The organism is Bacillus sp. SCT118 (assembly GCF_058566435.1).
The window spans coordinates 1,574,311-1,590,368 of record NZ_CP191225.1 but is presented as its reverse complement, the minus strand read 5'-3'; the positions used below and the strand labels follow the sequence as shown (position 1 = coordinate 1,590,368).

The following is a 16,058-nucleotide window of genomic DNA, read 5'->3' as shown; positions in this document are numbered from 1 at the left end:
ACTAACTGTTATTTTTTCGCAATAATGCTGACCCAATCTTCCATTGAAAGGATTTCTACAATGGTAAAGCCAGCTTGTTCCAGTGCTTCTTTTACTTCTTGTTTTTTATGACCGATGATTCCTGACGTAATAAAGTGGCCGCCTTCTTTTAACAGGCTGTACGCTTGTGAAGTAAAGCGAAGAATGACTTCAGCCAAAATGTTGGCCACAATCACATCATGTTCCCCTTCAATCCCGTCTAACAAATTGTTTTGCTTCACTTGAGCAATATCGCTGACTTTGTTCAGCTTGAGATTGAGGCGTGCACTTTCTACAGCCACGGGATCAAGATCGTAGGCATGAACCGATTCAGCCTCAAGCATTGCAGCCGCAATACTTAAAATTCCCGAACCAGTGCCGACATCAATCACCTTATCACCCTTTTGCACAAAGCGTTCAAGCGCCTGAATGCAGAGTACGGTTGTCGGATGTGTCCCTGTGCCGAAAGCCATTCCCGGGTCCATTTCAATAATCAGTTCATCAGTATGGACCGGCGTATATTCCTCCCACGTCGGCACAATTGTAAACTTTTCAGAAATTTTCACAGGATGATAATACTTTTTCCAGGCAGTCGCCCACTCTTCTTCATTTACTTCAGAAATAGTGATGTGGTTTCTGCCCAAATCAATATTGTAAAGAAGGAGATTATTAATCGTTTCTTTAATGCCGTCTACAGTTTCGCCCAGAAAACTGTTAACAGGCAGATATGCTTTGACAATGACACCCTCATCTGGGTAATCATTGGGGTCGAGCTGGTAGATTTCCCCGTACACATTCTCACGTTCTTTAATTAAATCAAGCGGGTCCTCTATCACAACCCCACTTGCACCAGCTTCATGCAATATATTTGAGATAGGTTCGACCGCTTCATGTGTTGTGTGAATGCTTAATTCGGACCATTTCAAAACTACCAACTCCTCATCCAATAATTAATCGCCTTTAAACGCGCGTTTTACCTTGTCAAAGAAACTCATTTCCTGTTCGTCAGGCAGGTTTCCGCTGACTTCGGCAAATTCGCGGATAATGTCTTTTTGTTTATCAGTCAGATTTGTCGGCGTAACGACGCGGACGACGATATGCTGGTCACCCTGTCCATAGCCTCTGACATTTTGAACGCCTTTGCCTCTTAATCTGAATTTCGTTCCTGTTTGTGTACCGGCCGGAATTTTCAATTTCACTTTTCCATGCAGCGTCGGCACTTCTACCTCATCTCCAAGAGCAGCCTGAGCAAACGTTAACGGCATTTCACAGTAAATATCATCGCCGTCACGCTCGAAGAACTCGTGTGCGCGTACATGGAACACGACAAATAAATCCCCGGCAGGGCCGCCGTTTATTCCTGGTTCACCCTGTCCCGAGAGACGAAGCTGCTGCCCGTCATCTACACCGGCTGGAATTGTCACGTTGATTTTCTTGCGTTTTTTGATTTTTCCTTTGCCGCCGCAGTCCGCACATTTGTTTTTAATGATTTTGCCTGTACCTTCACAGTGGTGGCAGACCCGTCTGTTAACGACTTTTCCAAACGGTGTATTTTGCTCCACGTTTAACTGGCCGGAGCCTCCGCAGTGGGAGCATGTTTCTGGATTTGTTCCAGGTTTCGCGCCTGAGCCTTTACATGTTTCGCACGTTTCCTCGCGGGGAATTTCGATGGTTGTTTCTTTACCGAAAGCCGCATCCTCAAACGACAGGGTCATCGTATACTGTAAATCAGCACCCTGGCGCGGAGCATTTGGATCTCTTCGTCTTGTGCCTCCGCCGAAAATACTTGAGAAAATATCATCGAAACCAAAACCGCCGAAATCGCCGCCGCCAAAACCTCCGCCGCCGAAGCCTTGGTTAGGATCAGTGTGACCAAATTGATCGTAATGCGCTCGTTTTTGGTCATCTGACAGCGTTTCGTACGCTTCTTTTACCTCTTTAAATTTTTCATCTGATCCGGCTTCTTTGTTAATATCAGGATGATATTTTTTTGACAGCTTCCGATAAGCTTTTTTAATTTCATCCTTTGAAGCGCTCTTACTTACTCCCAGCACTTCATAGTAATCACGCTTACTCATCTCGCTTCACTCTCCCGAATTTCTCACATAAATTAGATTGTATCATTTTGAATTATGATTTTTCAATTCCTTTTATCCCGGGCAAGAAAAAAAGTCAAAGCCAAGAGATGCCTGACTTTGACTTTCTAATCATTGAATCAGATTATGAAATGTGTTCTTTTCGGTCAGCTCCTGAAGCGGGACTGACCCTAAAAAGAACTTATTTTTTGTTTTGGTCGTCGTTTACTTCTTCGTATTCAGCGTCGACAACGTTGTCATCCGCTTTGCCTTCAGCGTTTGCTCCGCCTTGAGCTTGCTGTGCTTTAGCGGCTTCTTCATAAAGCTTCATAGAAAGCTCTTGAACGATTGTTTGAAGCTCATCTTTTTTCGCTTTGATCTCTTCAAATTCGTTTTTCTCAATCGCTGCTTTTAAAGCGTCTTTGGCATCGTTGGCTTTTTTCACTTGTTCTTCATCCACTTTGCCTTCAAGATCTTTTAATGTTTTCTCAGTTTGGAAAACAAGCTGATCTGCTTCGTTGCGGACTTCGATTTCTTCTTTTTTCTTCGCATCAGCGTCAGCATTTTCTTCCGCTTCTTTAACCATGCGTTCGATCTCTTCATCTGAAAGACCTGAAGAAGATTTGATTGTAATGTTTTGTTCTTTTCCTGTGCCTAAGTCTTTTGCTCTTACGTTTACGATACCGTTTTTGTCAATATCGAAAGAAACTTCGATTTGAGGCACGCCGCGCGGTGCTGGCGGGATATCAGTAAGCTGGAAGCGGCCGAGTGTTTTGTTGTCGGCAGACATTGGGCGCTCACCTTGAAGAACATGGATATCAACAGCTGTTTGGTTATCAGCAGCAGTTGAGAACACTTGAGATTTGCTTGTCGGGATCGTCGTGTTGCGGTCGATCAGTTTTGTAAACACGCCGCCCATTGTTTCGATACCGAGAGAAAGCGGTGTAACGTCAAGAAGAACAACGTCTTTTACGTCACCTGTGATAACGCCGCCCTGAATTGCAGCACCAAGCGCTACAACTTCATCCGGGTTTACGCCTTTATGCGCTTCTTTTCCAGTTTCTTTTTTGATTGCTTCTTGTACGGCAGGGATACGAGTTGATCCGCCGACAAGGATGACTTTGTCGATTTCGCTTGCAGAAAGTCCTGCATCTTGAAGCGCTTGACGGACAGGACCCATTGTGCGCTCTACTAAATGAGAAGAAAGCTCTTCGAATTTAGCGCGAGTTAATGTAAGTTCAAGGTGAAGCGGTCCTGCTTCTCCAGCTGTGATAAACGGTAAAGAAATTTGCGTAGAAGATACGCCGGAAAGATCTTTTTTCGCTTTTTCAGCTGCGTCTTTCAAACGCTGAAGCGCCATTTTGTCTTTTGATAAATCAATGCCGTTTTCTTTTTTGAATTCAGACACAAGATGATCGATAATAACTTGGTCAAAATCGTCCCCGCCCAGACGGTTGTCGCCGGCAGTTGAACGAACTTCGAATACACCGTCGCCAAGCTCAAGGATGGAAACGTCGAATGTACCGCCGCCAAGGTCGTATACTAGGATCGTTTGATCTTCATCTGTTTTATCAAGTCCGTATGCAAGCGCTGCTGCAGTTGGCTCGTTGATGATACGTTCTACTTCAAGACCTGCAATTTTACCAGCGTCTTTTGTTGCTTGACGCTCAGCATCGTTAAAGTATGCAGGAACTGTGATAACTGCTTTTGATACTGTTTCGCCAAGATAGCTTTCAGCGTATGATTTAAGGTGTTGAAGGATGATAGCAGACACTTCTTGTGGAGTGTAATCCTTTCCTTCAATTTCCACTTTATAATCAGTACCCATATGACGTTTGACTGACATAATTGTGTTAGGGTTTGTAATAGATTGGCGTTTAGCCACTTCCCCTACTTGACGTTCGCCGTTTTTAAACGCAACAACTGATGGCGTTGTGCGGTTTCCTTCAGCGTTAGCAATCACTTTAGGCTCGCCGCCTTCAAGCACTGCCACACATGAGTTTGTTGTTCCTAAGTCGATTCCGATAACTTTACTCACTTGAATAACCTCCTGCTATGTAATTATTGATTCACTTTGACCATGGAAGGGCGAATGACGCGATCCTTCAGCTTATAGCCTTTTTGCATTTCCTCAACAACAATGTTGGAGCCGTAGTTTTCGTCTTCAGCCTGCATAACAGCTTGGTGCAGATTAGGATCAAATTCCTGCCCTACAGCTTCGATGGCTTCGACGCCTTCTTTTTTCAAGGCTTCTACGAGCTGACGGTGGACCATTTCCATTCCCTGGAGCAAACTTTTCGTCTGTTCATTGTCGGCTTCAACCTGAAGCGCTCGTTCAAAGCTGTCAAGAGCCGGCAGCAAATCAGTCACGATATTTTGAGAACGGTATTTTTGGGACGCTTCCATCTCTAAACGGCTGCGTCGTTTATAGTTTTCAAAGTCTGCTTGAACACGCAAAAGTTTGTTTTCTTTTTCCTCAAGCAAACCTTGCAATTCGTTAATTTGGTTTTGAAGAAGTTCGCTTTCATTTGTTTCTTCCTGCTGTTCATCAGCGGCAGCTTGTTCTTCAATGATTTCTTGCTCTTCTGTTTCGTTTTGTTCAACGGTTTGTTTTTCTTCTGACATTGTGTTCACCTCCCTCAAAGTGTAAGGAGAAGGACAGGTGCTGCCCTTCGATAAAATTTGCCAAAATTCCCTTATTCATCATACAGACTTGTTAATGCTTTTGACAAGTCCGAAGTCACGTGCTGAAGCAGGCTGACAACCCTGGAATAATTCATGCGGGTCGGGCCGATGATCGCAATTGAGCCGATCTGCTTCTGGTCTACGGAATAAGAAGCCGTAATCAGACTGCAATTTTCCATCTCTTCATAGTCGTTTTCTTTTCCGATTTTAATCGAAATTCCCGTGTGCGGGGATTGAACCAGCTTTAAAACATCCTGTTCTTTCTCAATTAATGAAAGGAGCGACCGAACTCGGGTGATATCATGGAACTCAGGCTGGTTCAGCATATTGATTTTCCCGCCAAAAAACAACTTTTCAACGTGATTTGTGGAATGAAAGGTTGAACGAAGCGCGTCGAGTATATTGTCATAGTTTTTAATGTGCTGTCTTAGGTACATGACAACTTCCTTAAATATGCGCTCATTCAGTTCATCCATTGGAACGCCGCTTAAACGGTCGTTCAGTATATTTACCAGTTTTTCAATATCAGACAGATCCATTTTGGTCGGAAAGTTAATCGTTTTGTTTTCCACATGCCCCGTATTGGTAACGAGAATCGCTACCGCCATATCAGGCTGAATCGGAATGATTTGAATCTGTTTAAGGTAATTCTCACTCAGCTTCGGCCCGAGTACGATGGATGTGTAATTCGTCAGATCGGACAAAATTTGCGCTGATTTTTGAACTGTCTTCTCCAGCTCGAAAATTTTCTCTTTGAAGATCGAGTGGATTTGGTCCAGGTCGCTTTTCGTCAGTTTGACGGGTGACAGCAAATGGTCAACATAGTACCGATACCCTTTTTCTGACGGAACACGTCCTGAGGATGAATGGGTTTTTTCAATAAAGCCCAATTCCTCCAAGTCAGCCATCTCGTTTCTTATTGTTGCAGAGCTAAATGTGATTTCATCTTTTTTCGAAAGAGTTCTTGATCCCACCGGCTGTGCCGATTTAATAAAATCGTTGATTATAACCTGAAGGATCAGCAGCTGACGATTTGTTAACATCATCATCACCTCTGTTAGCACTCTCAATAAGCGAGTGCTAATTCTATAACAAAAGTATCAAACCACAAGAAAAATGTCAATTATAACTCACCCAAAAAAGCGCCAAAAACTTCATTGCCTAATAATTTCCCTTGATGAGTCAAATAAACGGCAGACTCCGAATTGTGAATCAGCCCTTTTTCAGTGAGGTCTTTTAATACGCTTGGGAAAAGTCCATCCAGGGAACGGCCGTATTTTTCTGCGAATCGTTTTTTGCTGACACCGGCTGTTTTTCTCAAACCTAAAAACATTTCTTCTTCAATCTGTTCTTCTGTTGTCACTTCATGTGTATCTCTGTACGGAAAACCCTTTTCAGCTATCAGGTCAATGTAATGCTTAACAGGTCCGACGTTCACTGTTCGTGTGCCGCCGATATATCCGTGAGCGCCGGCTCCGAAACCGAAATATTGTTCGTTGCTCCAATACGTTAGATTGTGCTTAGATTCCATGCCTGCCTTAGCAAAGTTGCTGATTTCATATTGATGAATGCCGTGAGCTTCCATCTGGCTCATCACCATTTCATACATTTCAGCTTCCTGCTCCTGCGGCGGAAGATGAAGCCGCCCTTTTTGCATCAAATTATAAAATACCGTTTTCGGTTCTACAATAAGGGAGTAAACGGAATAATGCTCGGCATCCAGTGATAAAGCAGTGTTTATGGAATGTTCCAGATGCTTGAGGGTTTGCCCCGGAAGCCCGAACATGAGATCAAGACTGATATTCTCAAAACCGATTTCCCGCGCTCTTTCAAAAGAGGTGAATACATCTTTTTGCTTGTGCACTCGGCCGATTTTTTCTAACAGATCGTCTTCGAACGTTTGCACACCAAAGCTGAGGCGATTGACGCCTGCTTCTTTTAATATTTTTAATTTCTCTGCGGACAAGTCGTCCGGATTCGCTTCAACCGCAAATTCCGATAAGTCGCTTGAGGCCTTCAGCACACGGTTGATCATGTCCATCAGCTTTTTGAGCTGTTCCTCAGACAGGGAGGTTGGCGTGCCTCCTCCGATAAAGATTGTTTTAAGATCAGGCTGCCCAGTTTTTGCTATTGTATTTATCATTTCCTGTTCGAGTGCGTTTAAATACTCGTCGACTGGCTGACTTTGAATAAAATATTTATTGAAATCGCAGTAGTGGCAAATATGCTCACAAAATGGAATATGGATATAAGCTGATTTCAACGGATTCACCTTCTTTACAGAAAGAAGCCGCAGTACAAGACTGCGGCGGCTTCTATTGTTTTTTCGGACTGTCGTCCATTTTCAGAACTGCCATAAATGCTTCTTGCGGCACTTCAACTGAGCCGACCTGCTTCATCCGGCGTTTTCCTTCTTTTTGTTTTTCAAGAAGTTTCCGTTTACGTGAGATGTCCCCTCCGTAACATTTAGCCAATACGTTTTTACGCATTGCTTTTATGGTGGAGCGGGCAACGATTTTCTGGCCGATTGCGGCTTGTACCGGAACTTCAAACTGCTGGCGCGGAATGAGTTCTTTCAGTTTTTCAACGATCACTTTTCCGCGTTCATATGCGTAATCACGATGCACGATAAAGGAAAGGGCATCGATTTTTTCACCATTCAGCATAATGTCCATTTTCACAAGCTTGGACGGTTTGTAGCCGATCAGTTCATAATCAAAGGACGCATAGCCTTTAGTGCTTGATTTCAGCTGATCAAAAAACTCATATACGATTTCCGCTAATGGCATATCATAAATGATGCTGACACGGTTTGCGTCTAAATACTGCATATCAATAAAATTGCCGCGTTTTCCTTGGCAAAGCTCCATTACAGCGCCGACATAGTCATTCGGCACCATCATCGTCGCTTTTACGTATGGCTCCTCAACCCGTTCGATCTTTTGAGGATCCGGCATGTTGGACGGGTTGTCGACAACGACCTTTTCGCCGTCTGTCATATACACGTCATAGATAACGCTTGGCGCTGTCGTAATCAGGTCGATGTTGAACTCACGCTCAATTCGCTCCTGAATGATCTCCATGTGAAGCATGCCTAAAAATCCGCAGCGGAACCCGAATCCAAGCGCTTGCGAAGTTTCCGCTTCATATTGAAGGGAGGAATCATTCAGCTCAAGCTTTTCAAGAGCTTCCCTTAAATCATTATACTTCGCTGTATCAATTGGATACAAACCACAGTACACCATCGGGTTTAGCTTGCGGTATCCCGGCAGCGCTTCTTCTGCAGGATTGGCAGCGCTCGTTATTGTATCACCGACACGTGTGTCACCGACATTTTTGATTGAGGCAGTCAGGAAGCCTACATCACCGACCGTCAGTTCATTTGTCGGAGTTGCTTTCGGCGTGAACACGCCCACCTCTGTTACTTCGAATTCTTTGCCGGTTGCCATCATTTTGATTTTTTGTCCCGGCTTTACCGTTCCTTCAACGACTCTGATATAAGCCACGACACCGCGGTAGGCGTCATAAAGCGAGTCGAAAATCAGCGCTTTGAGCGGTGCCTCCGGATCTCCGGTCGGAGCTGGCACCTTTTCTACGATTTGTTCTAAAATCTCCTCAATCCCGATACCGGCTTTTGCCGAAGCAAGCACGGCTTCTGATGCGTCAAGGCCGATAACGTCTTCTACCTCTTGGCGCACACGTTCAGGCTCGGCGCTCGGAAGGTCGATTTTATTGATGACCGGAAGGATTTCAAGATCGTTGTCAAGCGCTAAGTAGACATTGGCGAGCGTCTGCGCTTCAATCCCCTGGGCTGCATCCACGACAAGAATCGCTCCCTCGCAGGCAGCAAGGCTTCGGGATACTTCATACGTGAAGTCGACGTGTCCCGGCGTATCGATTAGATGAAAGATATATTCTTCTCCGTCTTTTGCTTTATATTTAAGCTGAACAGAGTTTAATTTAATGGTTATGCCCCGCTCACGTTCAAGATCCATAGAATCGAGCAATTGTTCTTTCATTTCTCGTTGAGTGATTGCCGACGTTTTTTCTAAAATACGATCCGCTAAGGTCGATTTTCCGTGGTCAATATGGGCAATGATAGAGAAATTCCGTATTCTCGATTGCCTCTCTAAACGCTTTTCTTTATCTGTCACAATCTATCACTCCTACTATTAAACGCAAAATACACTAGCTTAGATTATATCAATAGGATTGTAAAGATTCAATGTAAAACAAGAAAGAGAAAAGTTCCCTGTCATATCTGGGCTGCTTTTCTCTTTCACGTACTTATTGATTCATATCCCGTATCCATTCATACATTGACTGGGCAGTATTGGTTACGGTGTCTGAAAGCGCTTTTCCGGCTTTCGAAAACATATTGAAGGTCTCCACCTTTTCCAGCTCTTTTTGTTTTTCTTCTAAATCTTTTGCCGTGACTGTTTCTCCTAGGATTGAGGCTTCTTTTTCATTATCTTTTCCGTCGGTGAGCGTAAACGCCCCCTTCAGTGAAGGATCATGATAGCCTTTCATACTCAGCATCCCGTTGTTTGCCTGCTGCATGCCGAACAGCACGCCTAAAAACATGATCGTGACAAGCAGTAAGCATTTTCCAAAATATGCAATCAAATCAACCACCTATTTCTTATTGTTTTTTCGTCTCCCCGCTCGCTGCGTTGACCTTTTCAGCATCCCAGTACATTTCGCTGAATACGTCCGCGGCCGCGTTAGCCGCACGCTGCAGCTCTTCGAGATTATTATCTACCCCGCCAAACTCGAGCAAAAGCGCTCTATCGGTTAAATCCTGATTGTAAACACCATTATCGCCTGGCGAGCCTTTGGAAAAGACACCTGTGCTAAGTCCGGGGTATTTTTTCTCCATCAGTTTATGAAGCTCACTCGCAATTTTATAGTTTTCTTCGAAGTTTTTGCTTTTTTTCCCGACGACAAAGGCTACCCTGGCATAGCTTTTTCCTTTAATCGTTGCGGTTGTGTCTTTTTTGCGCCGTGAGTCTCTGTGGATGTCAATGATATATTGCAGATTTTTGTTTGAAGCGAGGGCGTCTTTCACGACCGGCCTTGATTCATCGTAGGACCTGGCATAGTTTAAGCCTTTTTTATTCAATTTTGACTGTATATCGGTTTTATTCACTGTGGCTCCGATTCCCTGGGATTCAAGCGCTTGTCCGAACATATCTCCTACAAGCGTGACGTTGGCTTTAGAATGGCGCGCCATGTCAGGATCGGTCTCGCCTTTTAATAGAGGGAGATATGATTCCGTATTGTGCGTGTGATAGATAAACACGACCTTTTTATCACCTGTTGTTTGTTTGGGCGGATCTTTTTGCGCATTATCTGATTGCGTTTGCTGTTTTTCAATCTCTGCCAAATTCGCTTCTCTTTCTTCCTCCATCACCTTAGACGGCGGCGGCGATTCCGCAGGCATATTCGTATAATCCGTCCCTTGTCCAGCTAACAAAATCTCGGTATCAAATTGTGCAAACCCCGGCAGCTCCCGACCGAGAAAGCTCCGCGGATCTTCGAGGTTAATGCTCGTCGCCAGCTTTAAAGAAAGACGAGAAAGATGAAATGAGCTGTCTGTTTGAGAGAGGTCAGAAGCGAAATAATGGTTTTCCATCCGCAGCAAGTGTGCAAACACGTCACCCGGCAATTCTTCAGCAATCCCATAAAAAGAGTCATACGACGGCCTAAGTTCCGGCCGGAGAGACGTCAGCACACCGGATAGAACAAAAATCACGATAAGGCTTACGATAAATAGAAAGATGGCTTTTACCGCTTTCCCTCCATTTACCGCAACAACAATTTGTCTGTTTCTGCGTTTATTTCTCATTGAATCCCTCCAGCGCTTGTCTAGTAATTACTCTATGAACAAGCTAGAGGAAGTAGAACTGTTTAGTGATTGTAGGAGCCTTTGTTTTCTTGTGACACTTTTTCATGAAGCGCTGTGTTTAATCCGTTCGCTAAAACATTTGCCATATCGTCGATAAATGAATCGACTTCCTTCGGCGTAACCATTAAGTTGTGCCCTAAAGGCGAAAGCACCTCGTGAATGAGCTGCCGTTTTTCATCTTCTTGAAGGGTTCCGACAATCCCTAGGAACGATTGGCGCTGCTTTTGATCGGGAAGATCTTCTTCAGTGAGCACTTTCTTTTTCCCAAACGTCATGCCTGCCGGAACAAGCGATCTTGATGGCCTGTTATCCTTCATTTCTCTGCCAAAATGTTTTAATATGTAGTCCACCGTGTCACTGGCAATTGTCACGGCATCAACTACTGTCGGAACACCGATAGCAATCACCGGAACACCAAGCGTGTCTTTGCTTAAATCTTTTCGTTTATTCCCCACTCCAGATCCCGGGTGAATGCCTGTATCCGATATTTGAATGGTTGTGTTGACCCTTTCCACCGCCCGCGCCGCCAACGCATCAATGGCGATGACAAAATCAGGCTTCGATTGCTCAATCACACCTTTAATAATGTCACTTGTTTCGATTCCTGTTATCCCCATTACACCCGGTGCAAATGCACTGACAGGCCTGTACCCCTCCTGTACGTTTTCCGGCTGAAGCTTAAACAAGTGCCTTGTTACCAACAGATTTTCTACTGCCATCGGTCCAAGCGCGTCAGGTGTCACGTTCCAGTTGCCGAGCCCAACGATCAAACAGCTCGCATCTTTTGAGATATTAAGGTTTTCAAGAAAAGCTGAGAATTCCTCCGCAAAGACAGCAGAGACCTTCTCCTGCATTTCCGAATCATTCTCCCTGATTCCCTGTGCTTCAAGCGTTAAATAGCGCCCTTCTTTTTTTCCCGAAAGCTCTGCGCCTTCCTTTGTAACATCAACTGTGCGGATTTTAATGCCGCCGTGATCACGCTCTTTTTCAATAAAGCCTTTAATTTCTTTTGTCGGCACAGCCTGCTGATTGGCCATTGCTTCCTTCGTTTCTACTGCCAAATCGGTCCGTATCAAATACTGATTCACATCCAGCTCACTCTTTTTCATACAGGGGCCTCCTTCACATTAAGTACCTATATTGTTGCCATTTGCTGAATGAATCATGCTAAAAAGAGAACCTTCAATGAAAAATACTTTACATTTATATTGCAATCTAAAGGTGTGTTTGATAGAATACAATTTGTTCTATTGTGAAGAAGATTTAACCTTAAGACACTGTGCTACAGGTTGTATCTTAGGAGGTGAAACACATGCCAAACATTAAATCAGCGATTAAACGTACAAAAACAAACAACGAACGCCGCGTTCATAACGCGACAATCAAATCTGCTATGCGTACTGCAATCAAACAAGTTGAAGCTTCTGTTGCCAACAACGAAGCTGACAAAGCGAAAACTGCTCTTACTGAAGCAGCTAAACGTATTGATAAAGCAGTGAAAACAGGTCTTGTACACAAAAATACCGCAGCTCGATACAAATCAAGACTAGCGAAAAAAGTGAACGGACTTTCTGCATAATATAAAAACGATCCTCAATAATGGGGATCGTTTTTTTCATTTCTTTTTAACAGCTGTAAAAGGAACAGTTCGAGCAGGAGCTGCTTGTCCTTTTTCCCGGTTTTCATCTCATAGTCCATGACGGCAAGCTGTTCAATAATTGAACGGAGCTCCTCCTCTGAAAAAAGCCTTGCTTGATCCATCGCCAGCTTTACCCGAAATGGGTGAACTTTTAGATTAGAAGCGATTTGTTTTTGTCCGTATCCCTGTTCCGCGAAGTACTTTGTCTGCAGAATCAGCCGGAACTGGTTCGAAATCAGCGCCATAATTTTGATCGGTTCTTCATTTTGTTTAAGCAAATCATAAAAAATTTGCAGACTCTCTGTTCGTTTTCTGTTGACGATTTTATTGATCAGCTCAAAAATATTTTGTTCAAGGCTTCTAGCAACAAGCATTTTCACATCATCCAGCGTAATTTCTTCACGATCTCCAATAAACGTGCAGAGCTTTTGAATCTCCTGAAAAATCGATGACAGATGCCCGTTCACAAGCAGAACCAAATGCTCCGCCGCTTCCGTGCCGATTGTTTTCTGCTCTGTTTTTGCAAGGTTGACAGTAAAGTCCGTCGTTTCCTTTGCGTTTAATTCCTTCGCCTCCATCATAAACGCGTGCTTCTTTAACGCTTTCGTCAGCTTTTTCCGCTCATCAAGCTTTTCATACGGAGCAAGCAGGACAAAGACTGTGTAAGGCGCAGGTGATTGTATATATGATTCAAGCGCACTGACGTTGTGCTCAATTTTTTCTTTTTTCTTTTCACCTGTTAAAAAATATGGATTTTTCAAGATGACAAGACGCCGCTCCCCCATAAACGGAAACGTTTCAGCATCTGCAATTGCTTGATCCAGCGGGTCCTCTTCCAGATCAAAAACGGACAGATTGAAATCCTTTGTCTCCTGATCAACGACCGTCTGTCTGATCCTGCTGACGGTTTCTTGCAGCAGATATGTCTCTTTTCCGTATAAACAATAAACCGGATGGACATCTCCTTTTTTCAGGCTTTTCCACACATCAAATACCATTGTTGTACGACTTCCTCTCTTTCATCATCCCCTTCTATCCTAAATTGAGTTTGCAAAATAGTAAAGAGGAAGCCTGACTGCTGCTTCCCCATTTATATTAAACGCCTGTTCGCAAGCCCCCGGGACAGCTTGTAAAAAGGCGATAATCACCAGAACAGAAAACGTTACCTTAGCTTCTAGATTTTTCAAAACAATTCCATTATACTTAAATCAGTCAGGAGGGATAAAGTTGAATGATTTTGAAAAAAACGTTCAAAGCAAACGAAATGATGCTGTAGATTCAGCTGTTGGTTTTGTTGTGTCCTTCGGATTTTTCGCCTTCTTGTTTGTCATGGCAACGGTTATTCACCTAGTTGGTTCATAACAGCGACTGCCCGGGCTGCTGATTTCTCGGCAGTCTTTTTTAGTTCGTCTCTGTTATATCTGATGTATCATATGGAGGATAGACAGAAAAGGTTCCACCTCTGTTTTTGTATCTATATTGGATCGTTCCGTTTTGATCTGTTCGCAGCACGCGGATAGAATGTCTCTGTAATAGTTGCAGAACTTCTTGATGAGGATGATGGTACCGATTGTTTTTCCCAGCTGAGATAATGGCCGTTTCCGGCTGAAGCTGTTGGGTGAATTCTTCACCGGTAGAGCCTTTGCTCCCATGGTGCCCCACCTTTAAGACATCTGCTTTAATATTTGGAAACACGTCCATCACCTCCTGTTCCCCTTCTTTCTCCAGATCACCCGTCAAGATCCAGCTCATACCGCCCGTCTCCATCCACAGAACGAGAGAGGAATTATTTTTGCTTGCCGGATCAGGTGCTTCAGGTGACAGTACATGGAACTGCAAATCCTTTATTTGCAATACATCGCCTCGCTTCACCTCTTCAATTGTCACTCCCTCTTCTCTGGCTGTCTGCAGCACTTTCTCATCTTTAGGTTCAGAAACGAACCCTTTCGGAATCACGAGGCGCTTTACTTTATGATACTTCAGCAGAGTCTCCGCCTCTCCGATATGATCTTGGTCAGCGTGCGTCAGAATTAAAGCGTCAAGCTGTTTGATTCCCTTAGCAGTTAAAAACGGAATCAGCACCTTTTCCCCCAGTGAAAACGGATGCTGTTTTTCGCGCCAAGGCTCTGACGAGTAAGACAAAGTGCCGCCGGTATCAATTAAGACACGACCCCGCTGATGCGGAGCACCTACAAACATGCTGTCACCCTGTCCAATATCTATCATATCCACTTCTCCTTCGGAACTAAGACACGGATATATAAAGAGCAGAAACAGCACCGTGCAGCAAATGCCTCCAGTTACCATCAACTGCGACAAGGAGCGTTTTTCAATCGCCATAAGCAATAGGAGGATCGTGACCGTGAATAAAAAAAGCAAAACAGGTGCAGGATGTGCGATCATAATCGTGAATACATCAACATCAGCAATGTTTGTGATTAGCCTATTGGTCCAGCTTATCAATAAATCAAACCAGCTGAAAAACAATCTCCCAAACGAAGCGGAAAGACTTAATAGAAGAACACCTGCTACAGCTCCCGGCAAAATACAGAAGGTATAAAATGGTACCATCAACATATTCATCGGTACGCTGATGATAGAAAACTTATGAAAATGATATAGGAGAATCGGAAGCGAGCCCAGCTGAGCGATGAGTGATACAATTGTCAGCTGCCCCAAGGAGGTTTTAACCTGCTGAAAAATAGAAGAGGATAGAATTAAAGAAAAACTGACGGCGAACGATAGCTGAAAACCGGCTTCAAAGAGATGATAAGGATTGAAGAGCAGAAGGACGATGTATGAAAGGCAAATTGCAGTTGCAGAGTGGACACGCCATTTGACAAGGCTTCCAGCTAAGTAAACACCCGACATGAGAGCGGCGCGTAGCACTGAAGAAGCAGCGCCGGTCAACATCACATAGAGCGGCAGAAATAACAGCAACAGAATTGACGCCTTTTCTCTTGTTATACCAAGGCGTATCATGATATAAAACAAACCTGCTGTCAAAATCCCCACGTGGAGCCCTGATATTGCCAAGAGATGGACAACACCAAGCTTTTGATACGCAGTAAGCACTTCATCTTCCACATAAAATCTGTCACCAACTGTAAGTGCCTGTACAATCCCTGCCGAATCAGGAGGCAGAAGGCTGTTTGTGAATGATATGATATGTTTTCTCAAGCTGAGCACCTTGTACTTGAAATTTTCAGGTTCGCTGCAGTTTTGGATAGACGTGACAGAGTAGTTCCAATGAATATGCTGCCGATAAAGATACTCGTTATAATCAAATGCACCCGGCACAGTTGCGTGATTCGGTTCTTCCAATGTACCAGTCAACTCACATGACATTCCTGGTTCTATGTATAACAGCTGTTCTTTTTCACCAGCAGACTGAATGCGATACGCAGCAGCCCATTTTTCCTTATCAGGTGTCTCAACCATCATAGACATACGGTCGCCGTCAATTTTAGGAATATTGTCAATCACTGCCTTGAATTGATAAGTTCCCTGCCGATAGGAAGAGACATTCTGAGAATCTGTGACTGCATACAGTACAAAAAACAATATAAAAGAGAAGAAACAAACAATAATAAGAAAAGCGTGCCTCGTTTTGATTAAAATGATGAGGAGAAAGAGGATGAAAAGAAAAATAGCGGGGAAATAAGCGGCGGCAGTAATTCCAGCCGTTGCCGAAGCTGCCGCCATAGGCAATAACAATCGCGAATTACGCATT

At 43.9% G+C, this 16,058-nt stretch carries 15 protein-coding genes; 2 read left to right on the top strand and 13 right to left on the bottom strand.

Going from position 1 to position 16,058, the window contains the following annotated elements:
- Positions 1-8 precede the first annotated feature (8 nt).
- From prmA to gpr, 10 genes are all read right to left on the bottom strand, one after another.
- Positions 9-944, bottom strand: a complete 936-nt coding sequence (prmA, locus tag ACQVGT_RS08145) for a 50S ribosomal protein L11 methyltransferase (protein ID WP_004398884.1) — start codon at positions 942-944, stop codon at positions 9-11.
- 24 nt (positions 945-968) lie between these two features.
- Positions 969-2,096, bottom strand: a complete 1,128-nt coding sequence (dnaJ, locus tag ACQVGT_RS08140; RefSeq protein WP_003230010.1) for a molecular chaperone DnaJ — start codon at positions 2,094-2,096, stop codon at positions 969-971.
- A gap of 199 nt (positions 2,097-2,295) precedes the next feature.
- Positions 2,296-4,131 (bottom strand): molecular chaperone DnaK, encoded by a 1,836-nt coding sequence (gene dnaK, locus ACQVGT_RS08135; protein WP_014477380.1) that lies wholly within the window; start codon positions 4,129-4,131, stop codon positions 2,296-2,298.
- Between the two features lie 23 nt (positions 4,132-4,154).
- Positions 4,155-4,718 carry a nucleotide exchange factor GrpE gene (grpE, locus tag ACQVGT_RS08130; protein WP_003230005.1) on the bottom strand — a complete coding sequence of 188 codons (564 nt, stop codon included), beginning with the start codon at positions 4,716-4,718 and terminating at the stop codon, positions 4,155-4,157.
- Positions 4,719-4,789: 71 nt separating this feature from the next.
- On the bottom strand, positions 4,790-5,821 hold the full coding sequence (hrcA, locus tag ACQVGT_RS08125) for a heat-inducible transcriptional repressor HrcA (protein ID WP_003246126.1): 1,032 nt from the start codon (positions 5,819-5,821) through the stop codon (positions 4,790-4,792).
- 80 nt (positions 5,822-5,901) lie between these two features.
- The gene (gene hemW, locus ACQVGT_RS08120; RefSeq protein WP_015483447.1) at positions 5,902-7,041 is read right to left on the bottom strand and encodes a radical SAM family heme chaperone HemW; all 1,140 of its coding nucleotides are present in this window, start codon (positions 7,039-7,041) and stop codon (positions 5,902-5,904) included.
- Between the two features lie 52 nt (positions 7,042-7,093).
- On the bottom strand, positions 7,094-8,932 hold the full coding sequence (gene lepA / locus ACQVGT_RS08115) for a translation elongation factor 4 (RefSeq protein ID WP_003229999.1): 1,839 nt from the start codon (positions 8,930-8,932) through the stop codon (positions 7,094-7,096).
- 133 nt (positions 8,933-9,065) lie between these two features.
- On the bottom strand, positions 9,066-9,404 hold the full coding sequence (locus tag ACQVGT_RS08110; RefSeq protein ID WP_014477382.1) for a YqxA family protein: 339 nt from the start codon (positions 9,402-9,404) through the stop codon (positions 9,066-9,068).
- Positions 9,405-9,420: 16 nt separating this feature from the next.
- Positions 9,421-10,626 carry a spore autolysin SpoIIP gene (gene spoIIP / locus ACQVGT_RS08105; protein ID WP_015384129.1) on the bottom strand — a complete coding sequence of 402 codons (1,206 nt, stop codon included), beginning with the start codon at positions 10,624-10,626 and terminating at the stop codon, positions 9,421-9,423.
- Between the two features lie 62 nt (positions 10,627-10,688).
- Complete coding sequence (gene gpr, locus ACQVGT_RS08100) at positions 10,689-11,795, bottom strand: GPR endopeptidase (RefSeq protein ID WP_014480309.1); 1,107 nt, start codon at positions 11,793-11,795, stop codon at positions 10,689-10,691.
- A 203-nt stretch (positions 11,796-11,998) separates the two neighbouring features.
- On the opposite strand from gpr, the gene rpsT reads away from it, so the two are divergent.
- On the top strand, positions 11,999-12,265 hold the full coding sequence (gene rpsT, locus ACQVGT_RS08095) for a 30S ribosomal protein S20 (protein ID WP_003229989.1): 267 nt from the start codon (positions 11,999-12,001) through the stop codon (positions 12,263-12,265).
- A 14-nt stretch (positions 12,266-12,279) separates the two neighbouring features.
- On the opposite strand, the gene holA is transcribed toward rpsT, so the two are convergent.
- On the bottom strand, positions 12,280-13,323 hold the full coding sequence (gene holA / locus ACQVGT_RS08090; RefSeq protein ID WP_015384130.1) for a DNA polymerase III subunit delta: 1,044 nt from the start codon (positions 13,321-13,323) through the stop codon (positions 12,280-12,282).
- Positions 13,324-13,362: 39 nt separating this feature from the next.
- Positions 13,363-13,512, bottom strand: coding sequence for a hypothetical protein (locus tag ACQVGT_RS08085; protein WP_003229985.1), 150 nt, complete (start codon positions 13,510-13,512; stop codon positions 13,363-13,365).
- 40 nt (positions 13,513-13,552) lie between these two features.
- On the opposite strand from ACQVGT_RS08085, the gene ACQVGT_RS08080 reads away from it, so the two are divergent.
- Entirely contained in the window at positions 13,553-13,687 is a 135-nt protein-coding gene (locus ACQVGT_RS08080; protein ID WP_003229983.1) for a YqzM family protein, read from the top strand.
- Positions 13,688-13,726: 39 nt separating this feature from the next.
- Here ACQVGT_RS08080 and ACQVGT_RS08075 read toward each other — a convergent pair whose 3' ends face one another.
- A complete protein-coding gene (locus ACQVGT_RS08075) occupies positions 13,727-16,057 on the bottom strand; it encodes a DNA internalization-related competence protein ComEC/Rec2 (RefSeq protein ID WP_041517945.1) in 2,331 nt (776 codons plus the stop codon).
- Position 16,058: the final 1 nt, after the last annotated feature.

Coding starts and splice junctions, on each gene's coding strand:
- dnaJ (WP_003230010.1), bottom strand. CDS start 2,096: ATGAGTAAGCGTGATTACTATGAAGTGCTGGGAGTAAGTAAGAGCGCT.
- grpE (WP_003230005.1), bottom strand. CDS start 4,718: ATGTCAGAAGAAAAACAAACCGTTGAACAAAACGAAACAGAAGAGCAA.
- hrcA (WP_003246126.1), bottom strand. CDS start 5,821: ATGTTAACAAATCGTCAGCTGCTGATCCTTCAGGTTATAATCAACGAT.
- spoIIP (WP_015384129.1), bottom strand. CDS start 10,626: ATGAGAAATAAACGCAGAAACAGACAAATTGTTGTTGCGGTAAATGGA.
- gpr (WP_014480309.1), bottom strand. CDS start 11,795: ATGAAAAAGAGTGAGCTGGATGTGAATCAGTATTTGATACGGACCGAT.
- rpsT (WP_003229989.1), top strand. CDS start 11,999: ATGCCAAACATTAAATCAGCGATTAAACGTACAAAAACAAACAACGAA.
- holA (WP_015384130.1), bottom strand. CDS start 13,323: ATGGTATTTGATGTGTGGAAAAGCCTGAAAAAAGGAGATGTCCATCCG.
- ACQVGT_RS08075 (WP_041517945.1), bottom strand. CDS start 16,057: ATGCGTAATTCGCGATTGTTATTGCCTATGGCGGCAGCTTCGGCAACG.